Source organism: Firmicutes bacterium HGW-Firmicutes-1 (genome assembly GCA_002841625.1).
Classification (GTDB): domain Bacteria; phylum Bacillota; class Clostridia; order Lachnospirales; family Vallitaleaceae; genus HGW-1.
In genome coordinates this window covers 367,729-389,575 of the sequence record PHAG01000001.1, presented here as the reverse complement: position 1 = coordinate 389,575, position 21,847 = coordinate 367,729, and the positions used below count along the sequence as shown (strand labels likewise).

The 21,847-nt window shown below is 34.0% G+C and carries 23 protein-coding genes and 1 riboswitch; of the genes, 20 read left to right on the top strand and 3 right to left on the bottom strand.

Translation table 11 applies throughout. From position 1 onward, the window contains the following. Positions 1–11: 11 nt before the first annotated feature. Complete coding sequence (locus CVU84_01610) at positions 12–1,160, bottom strand: hypothetical protein (protein PKM96434.1); 1,149 nt, start codon at positions 1,158–1,160, stop codon at positions 12–14. 307 nt (positions 1,161–1,467) lie between these two features. On the opposite strand from CVU84_01610, the gene CVU84_01605 reads away from it, so the two are divergent. The 6 genes from CVU84_01605 to CVU84_01580 all read left to right on the top strand — a co-directional run bounded on the left by CVU84_01605 (position 1,468) and on the right by CVU84_01580 (position 7,465). Next, complete coding sequence (locus CVU84_01605) at positions 1,468–1,953, top strand: permease (protein ID PKM96433.1); 486 nt, start codon at positions 1,468–1,470, stop codon at positions 1,951–1,953. Then, entirely contained in the window at positions 1,950–2,483 is a 534-nt protein-coding gene (locus CVU84_01600; protein ID PKM96432.1) for a permease, read from the top strand. The genes CVU84_01605 and CVU84_01600 overlap by 4 nt, the downstream gene beginning before the upstream one ends. An 18-nt stretch (positions 2,484–2,501) precedes the next feature. Then, positions 2,502–3,110, top strand: coding sequence for a ferredoxin (locus tag CVU84_01595; GenBank protein ID PKM96431.1), 609 nt, complete (start codon positions 2,502–2,504; stop codon positions 3,108–3,110). 559 nt (positions 3,111–3,669) lie between these two features. Next, complete coding sequence (locus CVU84_01590) at positions 3,670–5,427, top strand: hypothetical protein (protein ID PKM96430.1); 1,758 nt, start codon at positions 3,670–3,672, stop codon at positions 5,425–5,427. Between the two features lie 268 nt (positions 5,428–5,695). After that, positions 5,696–6,928 (top strand): serine hydroxymethyltransferase, encoded by a 1,233-nt coding sequence (locus CVU84_01585; GenBank protein ID PKM96429.1) that lies wholly within the window; start codon positions 5,696–5,698, stop codon positions 6,926–6,928. 93 nt (positions 6,929–7,021) lie between these two features. Beyond that, positions 7,022–7,465, top strand: a complete 444-nt coding sequence (locus CVU84_01580) for a GNAT family N-acetyltransferase (protein ID PKM96428.1) — start codon at positions 7,022–7,024, stop codon at positions 7,463–7,465. 93 nt (positions 7,466–7,558) lie between these two features. On the opposite strand, the gene CVU84_01575 is transcribed toward CVU84_01580, so the two are convergent. After that, on the bottom strand, positions 7,559–8,404 hold the full coding sequence (locus CVU84_01575; protein PKM96427.1) for an AraC family transcriptional regulator: 846 nt from the start codon (positions 8,402–8,404) through the stop codon (positions 7,559–7,561). 318 nt (positions 8,405–8,722) lie between these two features. Between CVU84_01575 and CVU84_01570 the strand changes: the two genes are divergently transcribed. From CVU84_01570 to CVU84_01505, 14 genes are all read left to right on the top strand, one after another. Then, on the top strand, positions 8,723–9,553 hold the full coding sequence (locus CVU84_01570; protein ID PKM96511.1) for a tungsten ABC transporter substrate-binding protein: 831 nt from the start codon (positions 8,723–8,725) through the stop codon (positions 9,551–9,553). A 28-nt stretch (positions 9,554–9,581) separates the two neighbouring features. Then, a complete protein-coding gene (locus CVU84_01565; protein PKM96426.1) occupies positions 9,582–10,271 on the top strand; it encodes a tungstate transporter permease in 690 nt (229 codons plus the stop codon). A gap of 7 nt (positions 10,272–10,278) precedes the next feature. Continuing rightward, positions 10,279–10,932 (top strand): ABC transporter, encoded by a 654-nt coding sequence (locus tag CVU84_01560; protein PKM96510.1) that lies wholly within the window; start codon positions 10,279–10,281, stop codon positions 10,930–10,932. A 23-nt stretch (positions 10,933–10,955) separates the two neighbouring features. Next, positions 10,956–11,459 (top strand): molybdenum cofactor biosynthesis protein, encoded by a 504-nt coding sequence (locus tag CVU84_01555; GenBank protein ID PKM96425.1) that lies wholly within the window; start codon positions 10,956–10,958, stop codon positions 11,457–11,459. A 54-nt stretch (positions 11,460–11,513) separates the two neighbouring features. Then, positions 11,514–12,755: a molybdopterin molybdenumtransferase MoeA gene (locus CVU84_01550; protein PKM96424.1), complete on the top strand. Its 1,242-nt coding sequence runs from the start codon at positions 11,514–11,516 to the stop codon at positions 12,753–12,755. Beyond that, positions 12,756–14,696 (top strand): molybdopterin biosynthesis protein, encoded by a 1,941-nt coding sequence (locus tag CVU84_01545; GenBank protein PKM96423.1) that lies wholly within the window; start codon positions 12,756–12,758, stop codon positions 14,694–14,696. It abuts the gene before it with no gap. Position 14,697: 1 nt separating this feature from the next. After that, the gene (gene moaA / locus CVU84_01540) at positions 14,698–15,654 is read left to right on the top strand and encodes a GTP 3',8-cyclase MoaA (GenBank protein PKM96422.1); all 957 of its coding nucleotides are present in this window, start codon (positions 14,698–14,700) and stop codon (positions 15,652–15,654) included. Between the two features lie 16 nt (positions 15,655–15,670). Next, complete coding sequence (gene moaC, locus CVU84_01535; GenBank protein PKM96421.1) at positions 15,671–16,147, top strand: cyclic pyranopterin monophosphate synthase MoaC; 477 nt, start codon at positions 15,671–15,673, stop codon at positions 16,145–16,147. After that, positions 16,144–16,587 (top strand): MOSC domain-containing protein, encoded by a 444-nt coding sequence (locus tag CVU84_01530; GenBank protein ID PKM96420.1) that lies wholly within the window; start codon positions 16,144–16,146, stop codon positions 16,585–16,587. The genes moaC and CVU84_01530 overlap by 4 nt, the downstream gene beginning before the upstream one ends. Positions 16,588–16,689: 102 nt before the next feature. Next, a riboswitch (molybdenum cofactor riboswitch) is annotated at positions 16,690–16,808 on the top strand. Between the two features lie 76 nt (positions 16,809–16,884). After that, positions 16,885–18,675: an aldehyde ferredoxin oxidoreductase gene (locus tag CVU84_01525; protein ID PKM96419.1), complete on the top strand. Its 1,791-nt coding sequence runs from the start codon at positions 16,885–16,887 to the stop codon at positions 18,673–18,675. Positions 18,676–18,766: 91 nt separating this feature from the next. Next, on the top strand, positions 18,767–19,807 hold the full coding sequence (locus CVU84_01520) for a tungsten cofactor oxidoreductase radical SAM maturase (protein ID PKM96418.1): 1,041 nt from the start codon (positions 18,767–18,769) through the stop codon (positions 19,805–19,807). An 80-nt stretch (positions 19,808–19,887) separates the two neighbouring features. Next, complete coding sequence (locus CVU84_01515) at positions 19,888–20,112, top strand: molybdopterin synthase sulfur carrier subunit (protein ID PKM96509.1); 225 nt, start codon at positions 19,888–19,890, stop codon at positions 20,110–20,112. Continuing rightward, positions 20,112–20,789, top strand: a complete 678-nt coding sequence (locus CVU84_01510; protein PKM96508.1) for a molybdopterin biosynthesis protein MoeB — start codon at positions 20,112–20,114, stop codon at positions 20,787–20,789. The genes CVU84_01515 and CVU84_01510 overlap by 1 nt, the downstream gene beginning before the upstream one ends. A 22-nt stretch (positions 20,790–20,811) precedes the next feature. Continuing rightward, positions 20,812–21,072, top strand: a complete 261-nt coding sequence (locus CVU84_01505; GenBank protein PKM96417.1) for a hypothetical protein — start codon at positions 20,812–20,814, stop codon at positions 21,070–21,072. 95 nt (positions 21,073–21,167) lie between these two features. On the opposite strand, the gene CVU84_01500 is transcribed toward CVU84_01505, so the two are convergent. Further along, positions 21,168–21,803 carry a lactate utilization protein gene (locus CVU84_01500; GenBank protein PKM96416.1) on the bottom strand — a complete coding sequence of 212 codons (636 nt, stop codon included), beginning with the start codon at positions 21,801–21,803 and terminating at the stop codon, positions 21,168–21,170. Positions 21,804–21,847: the final 44 nt, after the last annotated feature.

The window sequence follows — 21,847 nt, the reverse complement described above, 5'->3', positions numbered from 1 at the left end:
TTTGTTATTTTTTATACCCTTTGAAGGAAAAATTCTTGTGCTTTCTTTAATAGTTCTTTTTGAACGTTTACTTCCTTGTTTTTTGCTTCTACAGCATTCGTTAATCTCTCTAGTGCAAACTCATATTCAGGTGAAAGCTTAACGGCTTTCTTAAGATGATCGGTAGCTGAACTATAAAATCCAATATTATGGTAGATGTTCCCAATATTTGCTTTTATCCATTCTTGCTTGCCATCACATAATTTATCTGCTTCAGTATATGCAATTAAAGCTGAGTCATAAAGTCCTAATTTGAAATATGCATTTCCGATAAGACAGATAACATTGAAATCTTTTGGATTTTTTTTCTCTAGAATTTTTAGAATATAAAGACTTTCTTTAGATTTTCCAGCTGCTGCTAACTCAGTGGCAAAATCTAGTAAGTGATCATCATTCAGTTTATTCAATTGGAAGCCTTTGATATAGGTATATAGTTGTTGTTCGTTATCATCTTGTGCTTTGTATAGTTTTGCTAGTGTAAAATAAATAATTGAGTTGTAGGTTTTTTTATCTATTGAGCTTTGAATACAATCAATTCCTTCTTGATGATTGCCCATTTCCCCTAGAAATTCTGCTTTTAATAAAACAAGTGTTGGATTCTTAGAAATATTATCTAGTCCAGCATCTATAATAGTGATTGCCTGAATAAATAACTTTCTTGAAGAATATATTTGTGAAAACCAAACATAAACTTCACATTCAACTGGATATAAATCAATCAGTTCCATAAACATTTCAATTGAATGATCAAAATCTATCATTGAGGTAACATATGCTGATAGTACCTTATACTTCATAATCTCATAAGCGTCTTCCAAAGTTGCAATGTGCGTTTCTAATTCTAATAAAGAAGTAGCATATTCCTTTTTGTTAAAAGAATTTAACCATATTTTGTTGTCCATTTCATCTAAACATAAAGCTACCTCATCTTGAAGATCTTGATTTATGTAGTTTTCATCAGCGGCATAGACTTCTTTCGCGGTTTCGATAATAGGTTCGGCATTTTTTTTAGCTGAATTATTACGAATTGATCTTCTTATTTCATTCTTAAAAGTAAGTACAATTACGATTACTGTAAAACAAATTGCAATTATTGCTATTGGTCCCCATTCAACGCTCATTTTTTACCTCCCAAGTATGATTTAGTAAGTTTTGACACATTCAGTATTTATTTACCATTATATCATATTGTTCGACAATGTAAATAAAAAGAAGTAACATTTATGTAAAAAGGGAACAGTTTTGCACATAGAACACACTACTCTAATCTAAACGGGTTATAATTAACAAAAAACAGTTAATTAAAATAGTTGTAATACAATTCTCCGTTGAGAGATTTTGGAAATAAGTTGACAAATAACAAATGTATAAGTATAATATCCACATATACCAATTGGGGAATATTAACCCATTTATAAGGAGGTTATTATGAGTAATTATCTCTTTTACTCAATAACGATTGTACTTCTATTATTTTCGTTTTATAAAGATAAAAGTAAAACAAAAATGGCTTTAAAAAAGGCTTGGAAGGCTTTTGAAAATATTTTGCCGGAATTGTTAGGTATTATCATGCTAGTAGGATTTTTGCTAGCAGTATTGAATCCAGCGGTTATATCGAAGCTTATTGGAGATAATTCCGGTTGGCTTGGTGTGCTCATTTCTTCAGTAATTGGAGCAATTACATTAATACCAGGCTTTGTGGCCTTTCCAACGGCTGCGTTGCTCCTTGACAATGGGGCAGGATATATGCAAATTGGTGCTTTTGTATCTTCCCTAATGATGGTAGGTGTTGTAACAATGCCAGTTGAAATGAAGGTGTTTAATAAGAAAACAACCATCATGCGAAATGCTTTTGCTTTTGTTTTTTCATTTATAGTTGCACTAATTATAGGGAAGGTGGTTGGTGGATTATGAAAAATAAATTTAAAAGATATCGGTTTTTTATTGGTACGCTCATTGGAATAGGAATCCTTACAATTTTTAATTATGAGCTGGGACTAAAATCATTGCAAATTACAGCATATAGTTTGAAAGAAATGATCTTAGTGATTCCACCTGTTTTTGTTTTGCTGGGTTTGTTGGACATTTGGGTTCCCAAGGATACTATGATAAAATATATGGGTGAAAATTCAGGCGTGAAGGGAATCATTCTCTCAATAGCAATTGGATCAGCAGCGGCAGGTCCACTGTATGGAGCCTTTCCAGTAGCAACGGTTTTTATGAAAAAAGGTGTTAAGTTTAGCAATATATTAATATTTATTGGAGCTTGGTCAACCACGAAAATACCTATGTTTTTATTTGAAGTATCTGCGTTGGGAAGTAAGTTTGCAATCACAAGGCTATTGATAGATATTCCAGGAATTATTATTATCGCATATATTATGTCAGCATTGATTTCTAAAGATGAAATGAAAAAGTTGTATGAAAAGGCTGAAAATATGTAAATAAAAGGAGTTAGAATAATGGAAAATGATGAATTAAAAGAAGTAGAAGGATGTTCTTGTTGTAGTGACTGCGGTGCAACTGATTTAAGTAGTCAAGATGAATGTGTGGGTGATAGTAATTGCTGTACGGATACTCCAATAAACAATGGTAACAAAAGAAGGATTACGATTGATTTTTTATATCTTGATTTAAGTACATGTGAACGCTGTCAGGGAACCGATACTAGTTTAGATGAAGCACTTAAGGAAGTGGAAAATGTTCTTAAGTTAACTGGTGTGGAAGTAATCACGAACAAAGTTAATGTGAACACAGCAGATCTAGCAAAACAATATAAGTTCCTAAGCTCTCCAACGATACGGGTTAATGGGCGGGATATTCAAATGGAGGTTAAAGAAAATAATTGCACTTCTTGTGGTGATTTATGTGGTAATGATGTAGATTGCCGTACATGGTCCTATGATGGTGATGAATATGATGTACCACCAAAAGCGATGATTATTGAGTCCATTTTAAAAATGGTCTATGGAAATATCAAAGATAATCAGGAGGTACAAGAGTATGTCTTACCTAGAAATTTACAACTATTTTATTTAGCTATGGACAAGAAGTATAAAAAAAAGAAATAATATTTTGATGAAAAATTAGACATTTCAATTATTGAGGTGTCTAATTTTATTTATTCAGCTAGCAAAAACTGATTTTCGTTCTCATTTAAACTATAATTTTATGACTTTAAAATTATAACTTTTATAAAAAAGAGGTACTAAGATGCGTTTTAATTTAAATGAATTTTTAATGGCAATATCGTTTGTGCTTGATTTCGTGGAAATAGATATATTTGGCGTTGTAAACTTTTATTTACCTATAACATTTGACCATCCTCATATTTGTCAAATATAGGCATTATACTAATGCTGCAGGTTGACAATTTAACCAATAATGAATACACCTACCAGAAAAAATGTTTTTGTCGACAGTTTGAAGCATTACAATGATGTTGATTTGACTATATAAGAGAAAATTTATAGAGAAAAAGAATATTACTTGATTTTTTGTAAAACTGGTGTTACCATTGTCATATAACGACACTTTCTACGCATAATATTTTGAATAATAGACTATTAACAAGTATCTATTTGAAAATTATCAATAAACTAGTGATTTTAAATTCAATTCAAAGAGTAGGTGAATAAAAACTTGAAGAAATTATTTAATAAGAATTTAGTCATATTTTTATTATTCATTTTACTTTCAGCCTTAGGTATACTTTATTCTCTTAACTACCAATCCCATAAATCATTGAAATTAAATGAATCAGAAAGAACATGGATTGAAAATCATCCTATTGTTAAGATTGCCCATGACCCTAATTATGCACCTATTGAATTTTATGAAGATAGGGTATTTAAAGGAGTTTCTCCCGATTATATAGAATGGGTCGAAAAATATTCAGGAATCGAGTTTCAAGAGATATATTATTCGAAGTGGGATGAAATGTTAACAGCCATTAGACATAAAGAAATTGATATGCTATGTGGTATTCTAATTACTGAAGATAGGATAGAGTATCTTGCTTTTACAGATCCTTATATTAGTATTCATAACATTATATTAGTGAATTCAAAGTTTCCCAATATTAATGAAAGCGAACTTCAAAATATTCGAACCGGTGTTATTAAGGACTTTGCAATTCAAGAATTTTTGGAGGTAAAGTATCCAGGTATAGAATTGATTGAAGTTAAAGATATAAATGAAGGGCTACAATTGCTTTCCTTTGGTAAAATTGATGCCTTTGTTACAGAATTTGCTCAAGCTTCCTATTATATTGACAAATTTGGTTATACAAATATTAAAGTGCTGCAAGAGACTAAGGTTTCTTCTGAAAATGAAATAAGATTTGCAGTTAGGAAGGACTACGAACCTTTGAAAGATATTATTAACAAAGCAATTATGAGTATGCCAAAGTCAGAAAGAGAAGAAATAGAAAAACAATGGTTAAAAAGTGAAATCCAACCAATTATCTCCGAGAAGATGATTGGAATTACTATTATTGTAGTATCAATTAGTCTGATGTTTGTAGCAATCATTTTAAGCTGGAACAGGAAATTAAAAATAATAAATAAGGAACTTGAAAATACAATTAAAAATTTAACAAAAACTCAAGAAAAATTAGTTGAAGCAGAAAAACTTGCATCTTTGGCAAATCTCGTTGCAGGAGTTGCCCATGAAATCAATACTCCAGTAGGTGTAAGTATCACTTCCATTTCTTATATGAAGTTAGAATGTGATAAACTATTTGAAAGATTAGATGAAGGTAATATTTCTAAACAAGAATTGATGGCGTTTGTCGATACTGTAATTGAAACAAGCGAAATTATTGAACATAATTTATTTAGAGCTACGGATTTGATTTCAAGCTTTAAGCTGGTCGCAGTAAATCAAACGAAATCTAGACTCGATACGTTTAACCTGAAGGATTATATTAAGACGATTTTATTAAGTCTAAAGCATGAATTGAAAAAATATAAGCATAAAGTTAATATCAATGGACCAAGTGATCTAATCATTACTTCATATCCTGGTGCTATTTCACAAATACTAACGAATCTTTTAATGAATACTGTCATACATGGGTATGAACTAAAGGACGAGGTTGTAATTGATATTGCGTTTTCAACCGAAGCTGATAAAGTGAATTTGATTTATACTGATCATGGCAAAGGTATTTTGCCAGAAGATTTAGGTAATATTTTCGAACCATTCTATACTACAAATAAAGCAAATGGTGGTACAGGTTTGGGGTTGAATATTGTGTATAATATGATTACTCAAAAACTTATGGGTAGTATAGATTGTGATAGTGTTCCAAATAAATATACTTCTTTCTCAATATGTATTCCCGTTAAGATGGAGGAAGAAAGTGAGGAGTTACATATATTTTGATGGTAATGCTGATTACTTTCTAAGAATCGACTTGTTTTTTTGCAGATAAGGATGAAATATAAAAAATATGGCGTAAATACGGAGACAATTTGAATATCTTATGTTATAATACACCTAGCATAAAATTGAAATTATTTATTAACTAAAAAGTTCTGTATAAATACATAGAAATGGCGTTGTGAATATATTATATTAAAACCGATTTTCCTATGTATGAATAGATGCTATGTATTCATGAATGGTTAATAACAAAAACGGAGGATGTATAATGTACTCATTTGATGAAGTCAAAAAAGTAGACTTAGAACTAGCAAATGCTATGGAAAAAGAATTAAGTAGACAAAAAAGCAATATTGAATTAATTGCATCAGAAAACTTTGTATCGGAAGCGGTTATGGCAGCAATGGGAAGTCCGCTTACGAATAAATATGCAGAAGGATATCCAGGGAAGAGATATTATGGTGGTTGTGAATATGTAGATGTTGTAGAAAATCTTGCTAGAGAACGTGCCAAAGCAATTTTTGGAGCAGATCATGCAAATGTTCAGCCACACTCAGGGTCTCAAGCAAATTTTGCAGTGTATTTTGCTGTATTACAACCGGGTGATACTATTTTGGGTATGAACCTTTCTCATGGGGGTCACCTAACGCATGGTAGTCCAGTAAATATGTCAGGTAAATATTTTAACATTGTACCTTATGGAGTAGATAAGAGTGGATTTATAGACTATGATGAGGTAATGAAGCTTGCAAAGGAAAGCAAACCTAAATTAATAATTGCTGGAGCAAGTGCATATCCAAGAACATTAGATTTTAAGAAATTTAGAGAAATTGCGGACGAGGTCGGAGCATTACTTATGGTTGATATGGCTCATATCGCTGGGTTAGTAGCTACTGGCATGCATCCAAGTCCAGTACCTTATGCGGATTTTATTACTACAACTACTCATAAAACTTTACGTGGACCAAGAGGTGGAATGATTCTTTGTAAAGCAGAATATGCGCAAGCAATTGACAAAGGTATTTTCCCAGGTATTCAAGGTGGACCACTTATGCATGTTATTGGAGCAAAGGCAGTAAACTTTGCTGAAGTAATGACAGATGAATTTAAGGTTTATCAAAAGCAAATTGTTGTAAATGCAGCTGCACTTGCAAAAGCATTAACAGCTAGAGGCTTCAATTTGGTTTCTGGTGGAACGGACAATCATTTAATGCTGGTTGATTTGCAAAACATGAATATTACTGGTAAAGTGGCTGAAAAGCATTTAGATGAAATAGGTGTTACCTGTAATAAAAATACGATACCTTATGATCCACAAAGCCCATTTGTTACTAGTGGGATTAGATTAGGGACTCCTGCTGTCACTACAAGAGGTATGAAAGAAAATGATATGGAGGTTATTGCAGAGATTATTTATCTAGCAATTTCCGACTTTGAAAATAACAAAGAAAAAGCTGCGGCGATGGTGAAAGAATTGGTAGATAAATACCCACTATACTAATTCCAACATTGACATCATAATTCTTTAATATTAATCAGAAAGGCATCTTTTATAGGATGCCTTTATAAATTTCAATAAAGGAGTGTATGCATTATGTTAGATAATATACGAATTAAAGAAATTGATTGTTCTTCTAAGGAATATGAAAAAGCCTTGGAGATTAGAAATGAAGTATTAAGGAAGCCGTTAGGACTGAGTATTTACGAGGATAATTTAACTGCAGATAGTAGAAGTATACATCTATGTGCATATCATGAAGACGAAATGATAGGAACGCTTGTTTTAACTGAAATCAACGAGGAACAGATTAAAATGAGGCAAGTGGCAGTTGACCAAAGCTATAGAGGACAAAACGTTGGTAGAAAATTAGTTTTATATTCCGAGGATTTTTCTAAGGAATTAGGCTATAAAAAAATTGTTTTACATGCAAGAGCGGAAGCGGTTGGTTTTTATGTAAAACTGGGATATGTTAAAATTGGAGAAATGTTTATCGAAAAAACAATACCACATTATAAAATGGAAAAGCGATTAAGATGAGTTAGTTATGCCACAATTGATGTGGCAATAAAAAATATATTATCTGCCAATACAAATATTAGAAGATAATATGATTTTTTATTGTTAAATAGTTTAATTTATTTTCATAGCAAATTGTTTTGGAGTTTCTCCATAGTAATTTTTAAATAATTTAATAAAATAAGAAACATTTTCAAAGCCTAAATCATAACACACTTCAGTAACATTCTTATGTTTGAGGGCTTCCTTTGAAGTTTTCAATTTAAGTAGATTCTGATATTCTTTTGGTGTCATGTTTGTCCTCTTTTTGAAGCAAGAGGTTAAATTTGAAGCAGACATATTAAGGTAAGCAGCAATTTCGTTAATAGTAACTGGTTCATATATATTTTCATTTAAAAATTTAACAGTATAATCTACGGGATCAAAATACTTATTGTTTGGATTAGGGGTAATCAAAAAATTCTTAATTAAATTATAGGTAAGCTCTTGAGAGCATAAGTCTATTAAAAAGGTTTTGTTTGCGTCATTGCTTGAACAATACTCATTTATTCTTTTAAGCGGTGCCTTAATACATTCATTGAATTTTTCTTTGACAATACTATTTTTAGCATCGATGGCATCAGCTTCAAACTTGATTTGAATATGGTTTCTAGTATCCTCAATAAGCTTATCGCTGATTTCATACACCACTGCAATCGTGTCTTCTTTAATCTCCATTTGTACACTAGAGTTAGGAGGAAGAAGTATGAATTCGGAACTGTTGTAATCAAATTCAACACCATTATTAATTTTGACGTGTTTTGTACCATTTGCAATTGTACAGAGTCTATTATATTGATAGGATTTATAGATTTCCTTATAGTCTTTGGACAAATCATAATAGAGTATTTTAAGATACTCTGTTTCATAATTGTTATGTTTTTCTAAACTACGATCAAAATTGTGAATCATCTTAAGCATCCTTTCATAAATATATTTAAGTTGATTAAATGATTAATTTAATACTAACATACGTTGGAAGGTTTATCAATATAGTTGAAGAATTTGACAGAAGTATTTGTTGATTTTAGCGTATTTTTTTAAATTATAAGCTAGTTTTTATTGGTATGAACTCTGTATAATTAGTGAATAGAGTACAAGTACTAATAATAATTATTTTCAACCTAACTAAAGAAGTCCCTACCTCATAGGTTGGGGCGTCTAAGCGCATTGCTTGAGTTAGGTTACAAGTGAGAACCTAGGGAGGCGTTTTTTGTGACATCGAAGAAAAATGTGATTATGGCTCTAATCATTGGTAGTTTGATTTTACCGATATTTGCTGGATGCACAAATAATAACACAACAAAAGTAGTTGAAGAAAATGAAAGTATACTATTAGCAACAACTACAAGTACACAAGATAGTGGATTGCTAGATTATATTCTGCCTAAATTTAAAGAAGAAACAGGAATAGAAGCTAAGGTTATTGCTGTTGGTACAGGAAAAGCAATTCAGATGGGCGTAGATGGAGAAGCGGATGTCTTATTGGTGCATGCAAAAAGTAGTGAGGAAGAGTTCGTAAAAGCTGGACATGCAGCTGAAAGATTCGATGTTATGTACAATGATTTTATTATTATAGGACCCAACAATGACCCAGCAGGCATCATAGATAAAGCCAAGGGAGATGTTGTAGCAGCGTTTACTTTATTGAGAGATGGAAATTATACTTTTGTTTCTAGAGGTGATGATTCTGGAACCGATAAAAAAGAAAAAGGTATTTGGAAAGAAGCAGGAATAGAGCCTCAAGGGGATTGGTATCTTTCAGCCGGAAAAGGCATGGGTGATGTTATCCAAATGACAAATGAAAAACTGGGATATACTTTAACTGACAGAGCGACTTACCTTACGATGAAGGACACATTAGATTTGAAAATAGTCGTAGAGAGTGACAAAAAGCTCCTGAATCAGTACGGAGTAATGGCAGTTGATCCCAGTAAGAATGCAGAAATTAACAGTGAAGGCGCAAAGGCATTTGTTGATTGGATATTATCAGACAAGACACAAACACTAATTGGTGAGTTTGGCAAAGAAGAATTTGGACAATCTTTGTTCATACCGAATGCGCAATAAATAAATATGGTCAATGGAGGTGAAGGATATGGGATATATAATGGATGGCTTAAAAGAAGCATTTAAACTTCTTTTATCCTTTGATCGAGAGATATATTTAATTATATCCCTATCCATCTTTGTATCCTTTACTTCAACAATGATTGCTTCCATTATAGGAACTCCAGTAGGACTTTTTTTAGCAATAAAGAAATTTAGGTTTAAAAAAGTATTCACAAGATTTCTGTATACCTTTATGAGTTTGCCGCCTGTTGTGGTAGGACTTGTTGTAGCAGTTCTTATTTCAAGAAGAGGCCCATTAGGACAATTTGGTTTGTTGTTTACACCAACCGCAATGATAATTGCACAAACTTTATTGGTAACACCAATCATTACAGGAATCATTTTTAATCATGCCAAAGAGCAAGGTCCAGAAATAAGACAAATATGTAAGACTCTTGGTGGTAACAGATGGGATACCTTAATCCTTTTGATAAAGGAAATGAGAATTACGATACTGATAGCTGTTGTTACTGGGTTTGGAAGAGCAATTTCAGAAGTTGGTGCAGTCATGCTTGTAGGTGGTAATATACTTGGTCATACACGAGTTATGACTACGTTTATCGCCATGAATAACAGTATGGGAAACTACTCAATGTCTATTGCTATGGGAATTGTATTACTTATTATTTCATTTATAGTGAATTCTATATTATACAAATATGTGGTAGGAGATTAATATGGAAATAAACATAAAAGGCTTGAGCAAAGTTTACGAAGAACGAACAGTCTTGAATATTGAGTCTCTTTTATTTGAAAGCAATAAACTTTATGGAATCATTGGACCCAATGGCGCCGGAAAGAGCACTTTACTCCGAATTATTTCAGGGATCGAACAAAATACCTCTGGCGAAATTTACTACAATAGATGTATTTTGAATGAGCAAATATCTAAACTGATCACTTTTATGAGTCAACGGCATTATCTGTTAAAAACATCTGTATTCAATAATATTGCATACCCATTAAAAATAAGAAAGCAATCTAAAAAAACAATTGAAAGCAAAGTGAACGAAATCATGATGGAATTGCAGCTATTTGATTTAAGAGATCAACTTGCTACAAGCCTATCAGGTGGAGAAGCCCAAAAGGTTGCGTTAGCCAGAGCATTAATTTTTGAACCTCAGCTTCTTCTATTGGATGAACCAACTGCAAATATTGATCCTAATTCCATGAAATTAATAGAAAAAGTGATCTTAAAAAGAAACAACGAAAAAAAAGGGACTACAATCATGATTACACATAATATGAGCCAAGCTAGAAGGCTATGTGATGAAGTCATTTTTATGAATAAAGGCGAAATTGAAGTAAAAAAAGGTGAAAAACATATACTTGTATAATAAAAACAAAAAGGAGGGGCCTTATGTATTCGGTTGGAATTATAACAGCAAGTGATAAAGGGTCTCGTGGAGAAAGAGAAGATATCAGTGGAAAACTGATAGAAACTATGATGAGTGAAAATGGATATTTGATAAAAAGATATGTTATGCTACCAGATGAAGAAGAGGCATTATGTAACGAAATGATCTATATGGCTGATGAATTAAACATTAATTTGATTTTAACAACTGGAGGAACGGGTTTTAGTAAAAGAGATGTTACACCAGAGGCAACATTAAAAGCAATCATTAAGCAAGTACCTGGGATTTCAGAAGCTATCAGATATAATAGCTTACAAATTACACCAAAAGGTATGCTTTCAAGAGGTGTTTCGGGTATTAGAGGAAATACGCTTATTGTAAATTTGCCAGGTAGCCCTAAAGCTGTTAATGAATCCTTATCTTTTATACTTGAACCGCTCTATCATGGTTTGCAAATACTTGTTGGAGATACCTCGGAATGTGGGGAACCAATTGGGAATAAATAAGTCACTTGAACTAGTATTTAGACCAAAAATTTAAGCAAGAAAAGAGACGATATTATGGAGTTTTTCAATGTACTAACTGTAAAAGAAGTCAATTTAATAATAGATAGATTATCTGAAACCTATATCATTGGTACAGAAGAGGTTGATTTAATCAATGCCGTAGATAGAATTACTGTTACGGATTACTATGCAAGAGTTAATTTGCCAGAGTTCAATCGATCAACAGTGGATGGTTATGCTGTTATTTGCCAAGATGTTATGGGAGCATCAGATGCAATGCCTAGCTTTTTGCTATGTGTATCAGAAGTGAATATGGGAGAAAGTACTGATTTGTGTCTTCAAAAGGGTCAAGCAGTCTATGTCCCTACTGGTGGTATGGTACCCCGTGGTGCAGACGGTATGGTAATGATTGAATACGTACAGAAACTAGATGAACAAACAATATTAATTCAAAAGCCGATTGCACCAGGAGAAAATATTACACTAATCGGAGATGATTTACAAGAAGGTGATATGATTGCCCCAAAAGGCAAAAAACTATCAGCCTATGACATTGGATTATTTGCTGCAACTGGTACCTACAAAGTACAAGTTTATAACAAACCCAAATTTGCCATTCTTTCAACAGGTGATGAGATTATTGATTACAATGAAACCCAAAAGCTAGGACAAATTAGAGAAGTCAATGGTTATGCTTTGAATGCACTCATTCTACAATTAGGTGGAGAAGTAATAAAAAAAGTTATCGTCAGAGATGATTTTAGGAAATTACAAGATGAACTTAGTCAAGCAATGGAGCAAGCTGATATCGTTTTAATTTCAGGAGGAAGCTCGGTAGGTACAAGAGATTATACAAAACAAGTAATTGAGTCCTTTGATGGTGGACGGGTACTCGTTCACGGAATTTCAATCAAACCTGGAAAACCGACTATTATTGGCCAAATTGACGCTAAACTTGTATTTGGACTACCAGGTCACCCAGCAGCAGCTTTAATGGTATTTCATATTTTCGTAAAAAGGTATATGCAAAAAATCTTAAAAAGAGTAACCAACACATTTCATGTCAGGGCAACCCTAGATAGTAATGTGCATTCTTCTCCAGGAAAAGAAACCTATCAAATGGTTCAATTAATTAGGAATGATCACGAATGGAATGCGATTCCTCTATACGGTAAATCAGGAATGATGTCATTGCTTACTAGAGCTTCTGGATATATACGAATTTCTGACAATCAGGAAGGCTTGATGAAAGGCGAGCAAGTTGATGTTTACTTGCTACAGGAGGTGGAGTTATAAATGTGTTGTGAAAATGAAAATGATAAAGATAAAGATATTATAAAGTTAGACCAACAATCAAGAAATATATATATATCTAATTTGCCAGTAGAAGAGGCAATTCATTTATATACAGAGGCGCTACCAGCTACGTTTAATACAGAAAAGTTATCTATTCATGATGTGTTATTTAGAACAACCTCTGAAGCAGTATTTGCTAAAATATCATCACCAAATTTCCATTGTTCAGCTATGGATGGTATAGCAGTAATTGCAGCCGATACTTATGGTGCTTCTGAAAAGACACCTAAATCGCTTCAAGAGGGAATTCATTTTAACTATATTAATACAGGAAACCCAATGCCAGAAAATAGGGATAGTGTAATCATGATTGAAGATATTGCGGAAATTGACACAGGAGTTATTCAAATTATTGCTCCTGCATATCCTTGGCAACATGTTAGACCAGTTGGTGAGGACATCGTTCAAGGTGAGATGTTGATCCCTTCGAATCATACAATCAGACCAGTAGACCTTGGGGCACTTTTGTGCGGTGGTATTGATGAATTAACGGTTTATTCAAGAACAAAGGTTGGTATTTTACCAACTGGGACAGAAGTTGTACAAAATATGAGTGAGCTTCAGTATGGTAAAATTATTGATTCAAATTCCAAGGTATTTGAAGGTTTGGTCACTGAATTAGGAGGCTTGCCAAAAATATATACGCCAGCAATAGATAATAGACAGATTTTAAAAGAAGCTATAAAGCAGGGTATAAATGAAAATGATTTATTAATTATAAATGCAGGTTCATCTGCTGGATCTAAAGACTTTACAGTAGATATTATTCGTGAACTAGGTACTGTAGTTGTACACGGAGTTGCGCTTAAGCCAGGGAAACCAACTATTTTAGGAATGATAGATGGTAAAGGCGTAATCGGAATTCCAGGCTATCCGGTGTCGGCATATTTTGCCTTTGACACCTTTGTAAAACCTATTCTTGAGATGTATTCAAGTAAAAAAAGCGAAACAAAAAATATTGAAGCAATTTTATCTCAAAGAGTCGTATCTTCTTTTAAACACCAAGAACTTGTAAGAGTGACGCTTGGAGAAGTCAAAGGGAGACTGATCGCAACTCCTTTAAATAGAGGTGCTGGTGCGACGATGAGTTTGGTTCGAGCAGATGGAGTGCTATCCATTCCACGTAGGTCAGAAGGGATTGAAGGAGGACAAAAAGTTCAAATTTCATTGTTAAAATCTTTAGATAAAATAATGAATAGATTGGTGTTGATTGGTAGTCATGATTTGATTCTAGATTTAATTGCTGACAAAATGCCAATTACTTCTGGACATGTAGGTAGTATGGGGGGCATTATGTCTATGAAACGAGGAGAATGCCACATATCACCGATACATTTAATTGATGAAGAGACAGGGGAGTATAACACTTCTTATATCAAGAAATATTTTCCTCCTAAATCAATGGCTATGATCAAAGGAGTAAAAAGACTTCAAGGACTTATGGTTGTAAAAGGGAATCCTAAAAATATTCAAAGCTTTGAAGACTTAATACGGGAAGACGTAACCTATGTGAATCGACAACGAGGGTCTGGAACAAGACAGCTTCTTGATTATAAGCTTAAAAACCTACAATTAGATTCTGCTAAAATAAACGGCTATAACAGAGAAATGACTACTCATATGACTGTAGCAGTAACGGTTAAATCTGGCGGGGCTGATACTGGATTGGGAGTATTATCGAGTGCACAAGCTATGGAGTTAGATTTTATTCCAGTTGGATATGAAGAATATGACTTTTTGGTGCCAATAGAATATCTTAATGACAATCGGGTTATAAGCTTTATAGATCTATTGCAGTCAAACAGCTTTAAAGACAATTTAGCCTTAATTGGAGGTTATGATTTATATAATCCTGGCGTAGTATTGGAGGTGGGTAATTAATATGAAAGATTCTTTTGGAAGAGAAGTTAATTATTTGAGATTATCCATTACAGATAGATGCAATTTGAGATGTAAATACTGTATGCCGGAAGCTGGAATTGATAAGCTGAATCATGACTCTATTTTGACCTTGGAAGAAATTGACGAAATCGTATCCACCTTTGTAGACTTGGGCGTAAACAAAGTGCGTATAACAGGAGGAGAACCTCTTGTTAGAAAAGGAATTATTTCACTCATTGAGAAAATAAGTCGTCATTCTAAAATTACTGATTTGGCATTAACAACGAATGGCATACATTTAAAAGAAATGGCTAAAAGGTTAAAGGAAGCTGGGCTAACACGTGTAAACATTAGCTTAGATTCCTTAGATGCAAAAAAATATGCAATGATGACTCGAGGTGGTAAATTACAAGATGTCCTCGAGGGTATTGAAATGGCTAAACAAGTTGGATTAACTCCAATAAAGTTGAATGTAGTATTAATTGGTGGCTTTAATGAGAATGAAGTTGAGCGCTTCGTAGCATTAACGAAAGATGAAGCTATTGATGTTCGATTCATTGAACTCATGCCTATTGGTGAAGTAGCAACCTGGTCCTTAGAAAATTTCTTGTCAAATGAGTACGTATTAGAAAAAGTACCTAGCTTGATGAAGATTACATCTTCAGATTATGGTTCACCAGCAGTATATTACTCCTTGCCAGGTGGAAAAGGTAGAGTTGGTTTAATCAGTCCAATATCCTGCAAGTTTTGCGACACCTGTAATCGAATCAGGTTAACCTCAGAAGGTCAATTGAAGTATTGTCTTCATTCAAATGAAGAATTTGATCTACGTACTATTTTAAGGGAAAACGGCTCCTTAAAAGAACTCATAAAGTATTCGATTTCACAAAAACCACTAGAGCATTCTATTGAACAAGGCAATTTCATTTCAAGAAATATGGTTCAAGTTGGTGGATAAATTGGAGGTAGTGAATATGTCATTTACTCATTTTAATAATGATGGAAGAGCTTATATGGTTGAAGTAACAGATAAAGAGGATACGACAAGAATTGCAGTAGCTTACGGCACAATACATATGCATCCAGATACGATTGCAGCAATTAAAAATGAACGTATCAAAAAGGGAGATGTTCTTTGTGTTTCTCAAGTTGCAGGTATTATGGGAGCGAAAAAAACAAGTGAAGTAATTCCTATGTGTCATCCTTTAATGCTTACAGGAGTTGATCTACATTTTACAATTGGACACAATCATATTCTCATAGAGGCAGAAGTCAAAACCACCGGCAAAACAGGGGTTGAAATGGAAGCCTTAACCGCAGTTTCCGTTGCCGCATTAACGATATACGATATGTGTAAAGCAATTGACAAAGAAATGATCATTGGTGATATTAAGCTTATGAAAAAAACAGGTGGAAAATCAGGAGACTATCTCAAGGAGGGTTTTAAATGAGTAAAGTTGTAGGAAAAGTAATTGCAGTCAACATTAGTAAAGAAAAGGGTGTTATTAAGGAGTCAATTCCAGAAGGATATTTTCAAGAGGATCATGGTCTAGTTGGAGATGCACATGCTGGAAAATGGCACAGACAAGTAAGCTTATTGGCACAGGAAAGTATAGATAAAATGACTAGAATTGGTATTGAAGGACTATGTAGCGGTAAATTTGCTGAGAATATAACAACTGAAGGCTTGATACTTCATGAACTCGAGGTAGGAACAAGGTTGCAAATTGGAAATACGATCCAAGAAATTTCTCAAATTGGAAAAGAATGTCATAGTGGTTGTGCAATAAAAGTACAGGTAGGTCAATGCATTATGCCTAAGGAAGGCGTTTTTACTAGAGTAATCCAAAGTGGTGAAATTAAGGTTGGGGATTCGATTTATTCCTTATAAATCAGTGATAATGAAAGCGTCAAAATTAGAACACAAAATACTTTCTAGTATTGAAATCATTGAAGGAACCTTGAAAATATGATAAAATATAGACTATAAACAACTGAATACCATATCCGAGTTAATCGTTCTAAAGTCAATGACCATGAACATTAACCTATGGGTTTTACAGGAAACTGTACTGCCTCCCGAATTTGGAAAGGATTGGAAATAAATATGAATCATTTATTTTTAAAACTACTTAACTGCAATAACCTATAAGGATTATTGCGCCCAAATTGAAAGGAGGCTATTTTTATGTTCGGTTATCAAGGAAAGATTTTAAGAATTGACTTATCTACAGGTATTTCTAAGGTTGAGGCTTTAGATGAAGCACTAGCTAAGAAGTACATTGGGGGTAGAGGACTTGGTACAAAAATTTACGCAGACGAAGTATCGCCAGACATTGATGCTTTAAGCGCAGAAAACAAAATATTATTTGTAACAGGTCCACTAACGGGTACGCCAACTCCAACAGGAGGCAGATATATGGTAGTAACCAAAGGCCCTCTAACAGGAACGATTGCATCCTCTAACTCAGGTGGATATTGGGGACCAGAGCTAAAGTTTGCAGGTTATGATCTCATTATTGTTGAAGGCAAGTCAGATAAACCAGTTTATGTAATGATTGAAGACGATAAAATTGAAATAAGAAATGCTGGTCATTTGTGGGGTAAGGTGGTTTCAGAAACTACGGACATTTTAAAAGGTGAAACTCCTGAAAAATCTAGAATTTTAACAATTGGACCTGCAGGCGAGAAATTATCAAAAATGGCTTCCATTATGAATGATTATTCTAGAGCAGCAGGACGTTCTGGTGTTGGTGCAGTAATGGGTTCAAAAAACCTCAAAGCGATTGTAGTGAGAGGTACAGGAAAGGTTACTGTTGCACAAGAAGAAACATTGAAACAAGTTGTTAAAGAATGTACGCTAAAAATCAAAGAAAATGGTGTAACAGGCCAAGGATTACCTACATACGGAACGGCAGTACTTGTAAATATTATTAACGAAAATGGTGTTTTCCCTACGAATAATTTCCAAACCTCTCAATTTGCACAGGCGGAAGAAATTAGTGGAGAAACCTTAGCAGAAAAATACTTAGTGAAAAAAGATCCATGTTATAGATGTCCAATTGCATGTGGACGTTATTGTAAAGTAGATGATATTGAAGGCGGTGGCCCAGAATATGAAACTATTTGGGCATTTGGTGGAGATTGTGGAGTATCAGATATGGGCGCTGTTATCAAAGCCAACTACTGGTGTAATGAAATGGGTCTAGACACAATTTCAACAGGTGCAACGATTGCAGCAGCAATGGAATTGTATCAAAAGGGTTATATTAAGGATGAAGATTTAGACGGACTTTCTTTAGAATTTGGCAATGCCGATGCAGTCGTAGAATGGACGAAACGTATGGGCTTGAGAGAAGGCTTCGGTGATAAAATGGCGGATGGTTCCTATAGATTAACAGACAGCTATGGTGTTCCAGAGTTATCCATGTCAGTAAAAAAACAAGAGCTTCCTGCATATGATCCAAGAGGTATTCAGGGTCAAGGTTTACAATATGCAACATCTAATCGTGGTGGTTGTCACGTTAGAGGCTACATGATTTCTCCGGAAATCCTTGGTTTACCAGAAAAATTAGACCGTTTTACGCTTGAAGGAAAAGCAACATGGGTAAAAATATTCCAAGATCTTACTGCATTTATTGATGCATCTGGTTTGTGTTTATTTACTTCCTTTGCAATGGGTGGAGGAGATTATGCAGCAATGATCAATGCGGTTATTGGAACAGATTGGACCGTTGAAGATGTATTAATGGCAGGAGAAAGAATTTGGAACATTGAAAGACTTTATAATTTATCTGCAGGTATTGATTCGTCACAAGACACATTACCTAGTAGGTTATTAAAAGATCCTATCGTAGCAGGTCCTTCAGAGGGAAATGTTGCAAGATTATCAGAATTATTGCCAGAATATTATTCACTTCGTGGTTGGGGTAGCGATGGTATCCCTACACAAGAAAGAAAGACCTTATTAGGAGTATAAGTTAGGTATCTATCAAATAGGGGCTTCGTAAGAAGCCCTTTCATTTACAATGAATGTTCTGCATAAGTAATTTGAAAAGCGGAGGATTGAAATGTCCATTGAAAAAGTTTACTTAGAGCTTACCAATAAATGTAATTTAAATTGTACCATGTGTTATAGAAATGCATGGGATTACGAGACGAGTGATATGCCTGGAGAAGTATTGGAAAAATGCCTTAAAGAAATAAATGAAACGTCTTCTATAAAAGAAGTAGTCCTTGGTGGAATAGGTGAACCAACCTACGCTGAAGAAGTAGAGAGGGTTATGTATGCATTAAAGGATAAGTATTTAACCTTAACAACGAATGGAACAATTATGCACCCTAAAATGTTGGAGACTATTGTTGACACAGTTGACCATCTAGTGATATCAATAGACGGGAACCATGATACTTTCTTCTCAATTCGTCAGTTTCCATTAGATGAGATTATTAACAATATGAAGGCATTAAATGAATATAAGAAAACAAGAGGCCGTAAAACACCTGCTATTTCAGTACAGATGGTGCTTTCAACAAGCAATAAAGACCAAGTATATGAAATTATTGATATCGCTGAATCTATCCAAGCATCACAGGTGATATTCTCAAATATTCTTCCGACAAGCATGGAAGATAGCCAGTTGGTTCTTTACAAACTGTACGAAAATACTGAAATACAGGAACTTTTCCAAGGTGTAAGAAACTATGCTTTTAGAAGTGGATTGGAAGTAAAATTTCCAGCTTATCAACTAAAAACGGATAGAAGATGTAGGTTTATTGAAGATCATACACTCGTGATTACTGCAACCGGTGATGTAACTCCTTGTTATCGCTTGGCACATGACGGTTCGGAGGTAGTATTTGGCAGAAAAAAAGAAATATTAGCGCATACGTTTGGGAATATTAAAGAAGAATCCTTGCGAGAAATTTGGGAAAATTCAGCTTATGAATCCTTTAGATCCACTGTATATAACAATCATTATCCTTCTTGTATAGATTGTGAATTAGTAGATGGATGTGATATGGTGCGTTCTACAACTGCAGATTGTTATGGTGTCACACCCTCCTGTGCTGATTGCCTATGGTCGAGGAAGATTATATATTGTGTTTAACCGAATACGGAGGTTTTGTAGTATTGACTCTTTGTAAAGGAAATGGAATCTATAAAGTGAATTCATTGAGAGGTGATTATATGCAAATAAAAGTTAGATTATTTGCTACACTACGGGAAGGCCGTGGCAAAGAAATGTTCATAGAATTAGAAGAAGGTGTGAGCCCCCTTGATATCATTGAAAGGCTTCAAATTCCAGTAGAAGATGTTGCAATCTTATTAATCAATGGTAGAGATGGACAGATCAATACGAAGCTAATAGGTTCAGATGTTGTATCAATATTCCCACCGGTAGGAGGAGGTTGATTATGCGTTATACAAGAAATAGGTCAACTATAAGTGAAGAAGAGAATGAAGTACTGAAAGCTTCAAAGGTATGTGTAATCGGCTGTGGAGGTCTTGGTGGTTATGTAATTGAAATGTTAGGAAGAATTGGAGTGGGTACAATTACTGCCATAGATGGTGATGTGTTTGATGAAACCAACTTAAACAGACAAATTCTATCTGATACAGATACTATAGGATATAGCAAAGCAGTCATTGCAAAAAAACGTATGGCACTAGTCAATCCGGAAATTTTAGTGAAACCTATTAATGAATTTTTAACGGTGGATAATGCAGAAGAATTATTAAGAGAGCATCATGTTATTGTAGATGCCTTAGATCAAATCCATACAAGGTTTTTGGTGCAAGACATCGCGGAAAAGTTAAAAACTCCTTTTGTATACGGTGCAATTGCAGGTTGGTATGGACAAGTATCAACAATATTTCCAGGTGATAGAACATTAAATAAGATTTATAAAAACAATACACCAAAAGGAAAAGAAAAGTTACTTGGCAATCCTTCCTTTACACCAGCTTTAGCTAGTTCAATACAAGTGAGTGAAGTGATTAAAGTTCTATTACATCGGGGGGAATTGTTGAGGAATAAATTGCTATTTATAAATTTGTTGGAACAAGAATATGAAGTTATTGATTTATAGCTGATTTATAAGGAGCAAATGGATGGAGACTGAAGAGAGGCTACTGGAAATGAGAGGCATGAGAAGGCAAGAAATTATTGATTACTTTATGGGCTTGGAGCATATAGAATGTAATTTATCAACTTTTGTTGGAGAACATTGGAGTGCGGAAGTAAGAGAGGAATCGTTTGTCTCAATTGGGTCGCTTCTTATACCTTCTACTATTGTTATCTTTAAGGGGGAAAAGAGCCTTGAAAGTGTTATTTATAGCTTTCGTTTACGGTTCTTGACTGCAGGCGGATGAGCTTGAGTAGGTCTTTAACTGGGCATATTATAAATCTAAAAAGGGATATCTCTCGGTAGATGAAAATCTATTTTGAGATATCCCTTTATGATTTTTTAAAATCCTAGTGTTTCCCCCACAAGGATAACCTTGATTCGTTTAGAGACTCTAGAGAATCTAGTAGTAACAATTTGACAACATAAACATTGTTCATGTGTACAATCATGACATTTACCTGTTTTTGAACATGGTGTGTCTTGGTTTAAACGTAGTGCATTTGGTGGAGTTGCGAAATTTCTTACACGTGCAACAGCCGTCTCTTCGTTAGAAACGATTTTATTCATACCAGCGATTATGATGACGTTTCTTGGACCGTAGATTAAGGCGGCTACTCGATTGCCATTCCCATCTATATTGATGAGTTCGCCGTCTAAGGTGATTGCATTTGAACTCATTAAATAATAATCAGCTTCAAAGGCTTTCAGATAAGCTTCTCTAACTTCTTCTGGTGAGTTGGCTTGCCTTCTGTCTATAAGTGTGTAATTATGATTTTTTAGTTCATCTAACAAGCCAATTTCTGTTATAGTTTGAGAACCTCCCCAAGAAATTACGGAAGGGCTTTTCATTAGGTCGAGTGCTAAGTTCTTTGCTTCTTCAGATGTTTTACAATAATAACCGGCCATATTTCTTTGCTCAAGCTTTTTAATAATGCTTTCTGCTTGTATTTGATAAAAATGATCTTTTGGTGTCATAATAATCCCCTTTCAAAACGATTCTAACTCCTATTATATAAGCA

Excerpts from the sequence above, each read along its gene's own strand:
- CVU84_01610 (PKM96434.1), bottom strand. The coding sequence starts at position 1,160 with ATGAGCGTTGAATGGGGACCAATAGCAATAATTGCAATTTGTTTTACA.
- CVU84_01605 (PKM96433.1), top strand. The coding sequence starts at position 1,468 with ATGAGTAATTATCTCTTTTACTCAATAACGATTGTACTTCTATTATTT.
- CVU84_01600 (PKM96432.1), top strand. The coding sequence starts at position 1,950 with ATGAAAAATAAATTTAAAAGATATCGGTTTTTTATTGGTACGCTCATT.
- CVU84_01595 (PKM96431.1), top strand. The coding sequence starts at position 2,502 with ATGGAAAATGATGAATTAAAAGAAGTAGAAGGATGTTCTTGTTGTAGT.
- CVU84_01585 (PKM96429.1), top strand. The coding sequence starts at position 5,696 with ATGTACTCATTTGATGAAGTCAAAAAAGTAGACTTAGAACTAGCAAAT.
- CVU84_01580 (PKM96428.1), top strand. The coding sequence starts at position 7,022 with ATGTTAGATAATATACGAATTAAAGAAATTGATTGTTCTTCTAAGGAA.
- CVU84_01575 (PKM96427.1), bottom strand. The coding sequence starts at position 8,404 with ATGCTTAAGATGATTCACAATTTTGATCGTAGTTTAGAAAAACATAAC.
- CVU84_01570 (PKM96511.1), top strand. The coding sequence starts at position 8,723 with ATGGCTCTAATCATTGGTAGTTTGATTTTACCGATATTTGCTGGATGC.
- CVU84_01565 (PKM96426.1), top strand. The coding sequence starts at position 9,582 with ATGGGATATATAATGGATGGCTTAAAAGAAGCATTTAAACTTCTTTTA.
- CVU84_01555 (PKM96425.1), top strand. The coding sequence starts at position 10,956 with ATGTATTCGGTTGGAATTATAACAGCAAGTGATAAAGGGTCTCGTGGA.
- CVU84_01550 (PKM96424.1), top strand. The coding sequence starts at position 11,514 with ATGGAGTTTTTCAATGTACTAACTGTAAAAGAAGTCAATTTAATAATA.
- CVU84_01545 (PKM96423.1), top strand. The coding sequence starts at position 12,756 with ATGTGTTGTGAAAATGAAAATGATAAAGATAAAGATATTATAAAGTTA.
- moaA (PKM96422.1), top strand. The coding sequence starts at position 14,698 with ATGAAAGATTCTTTTGGAAGAGAAGTTAATTATTTGAGATTATCCATT.
- moaC (PKM96421.1), top strand. The coding sequence starts at position 15,671 with ATGTCATTTACTCATTTTAATAATGATGGAAGAGCTTATATGGTTGAA.
- CVU84_01530 (PKM96420.1), top strand. The coding sequence starts at position 16,144 with ATGAGTAAAGTTGTAGGAAAAGTAATTGCAGTCAACATTAGTAAAGAA.
- CVU84_01525 (PKM96419.1), top strand. The coding sequence starts at position 16,885 with ATGTTCGGTTATCAAGGAAAGATTTTAAGAATTGACTTATCTACAGGT.
- CVU84_01520 (PKM96418.1), top strand. The coding sequence starts at position 18,767 with ATGTCCATTGAAAAAGTTTACTTAGAGCTTACCAATAAATGTAATTTA.
- CVU84_01515 (PKM96509.1), top strand. The coding sequence starts at position 19,888 with ATGCAAATAAAAGTTAGATTATTTGCTACACTACGGGAAGGCCGTGGC.
- CVU84_01505 (PKM96417.1), top strand. The coding sequence starts at position 20,812 with ATGGAGACTGAAGAGAGGCTACTGGAAATGAGAGGCATGAGAAGGCAA.
- CVU84_01500 (PKM96416.1), bottom strand. The coding sequence starts at position 21,803 with ATGACACCAAAAGATCATTTTTATCAAATACAAGCAGAAAGCATTATT.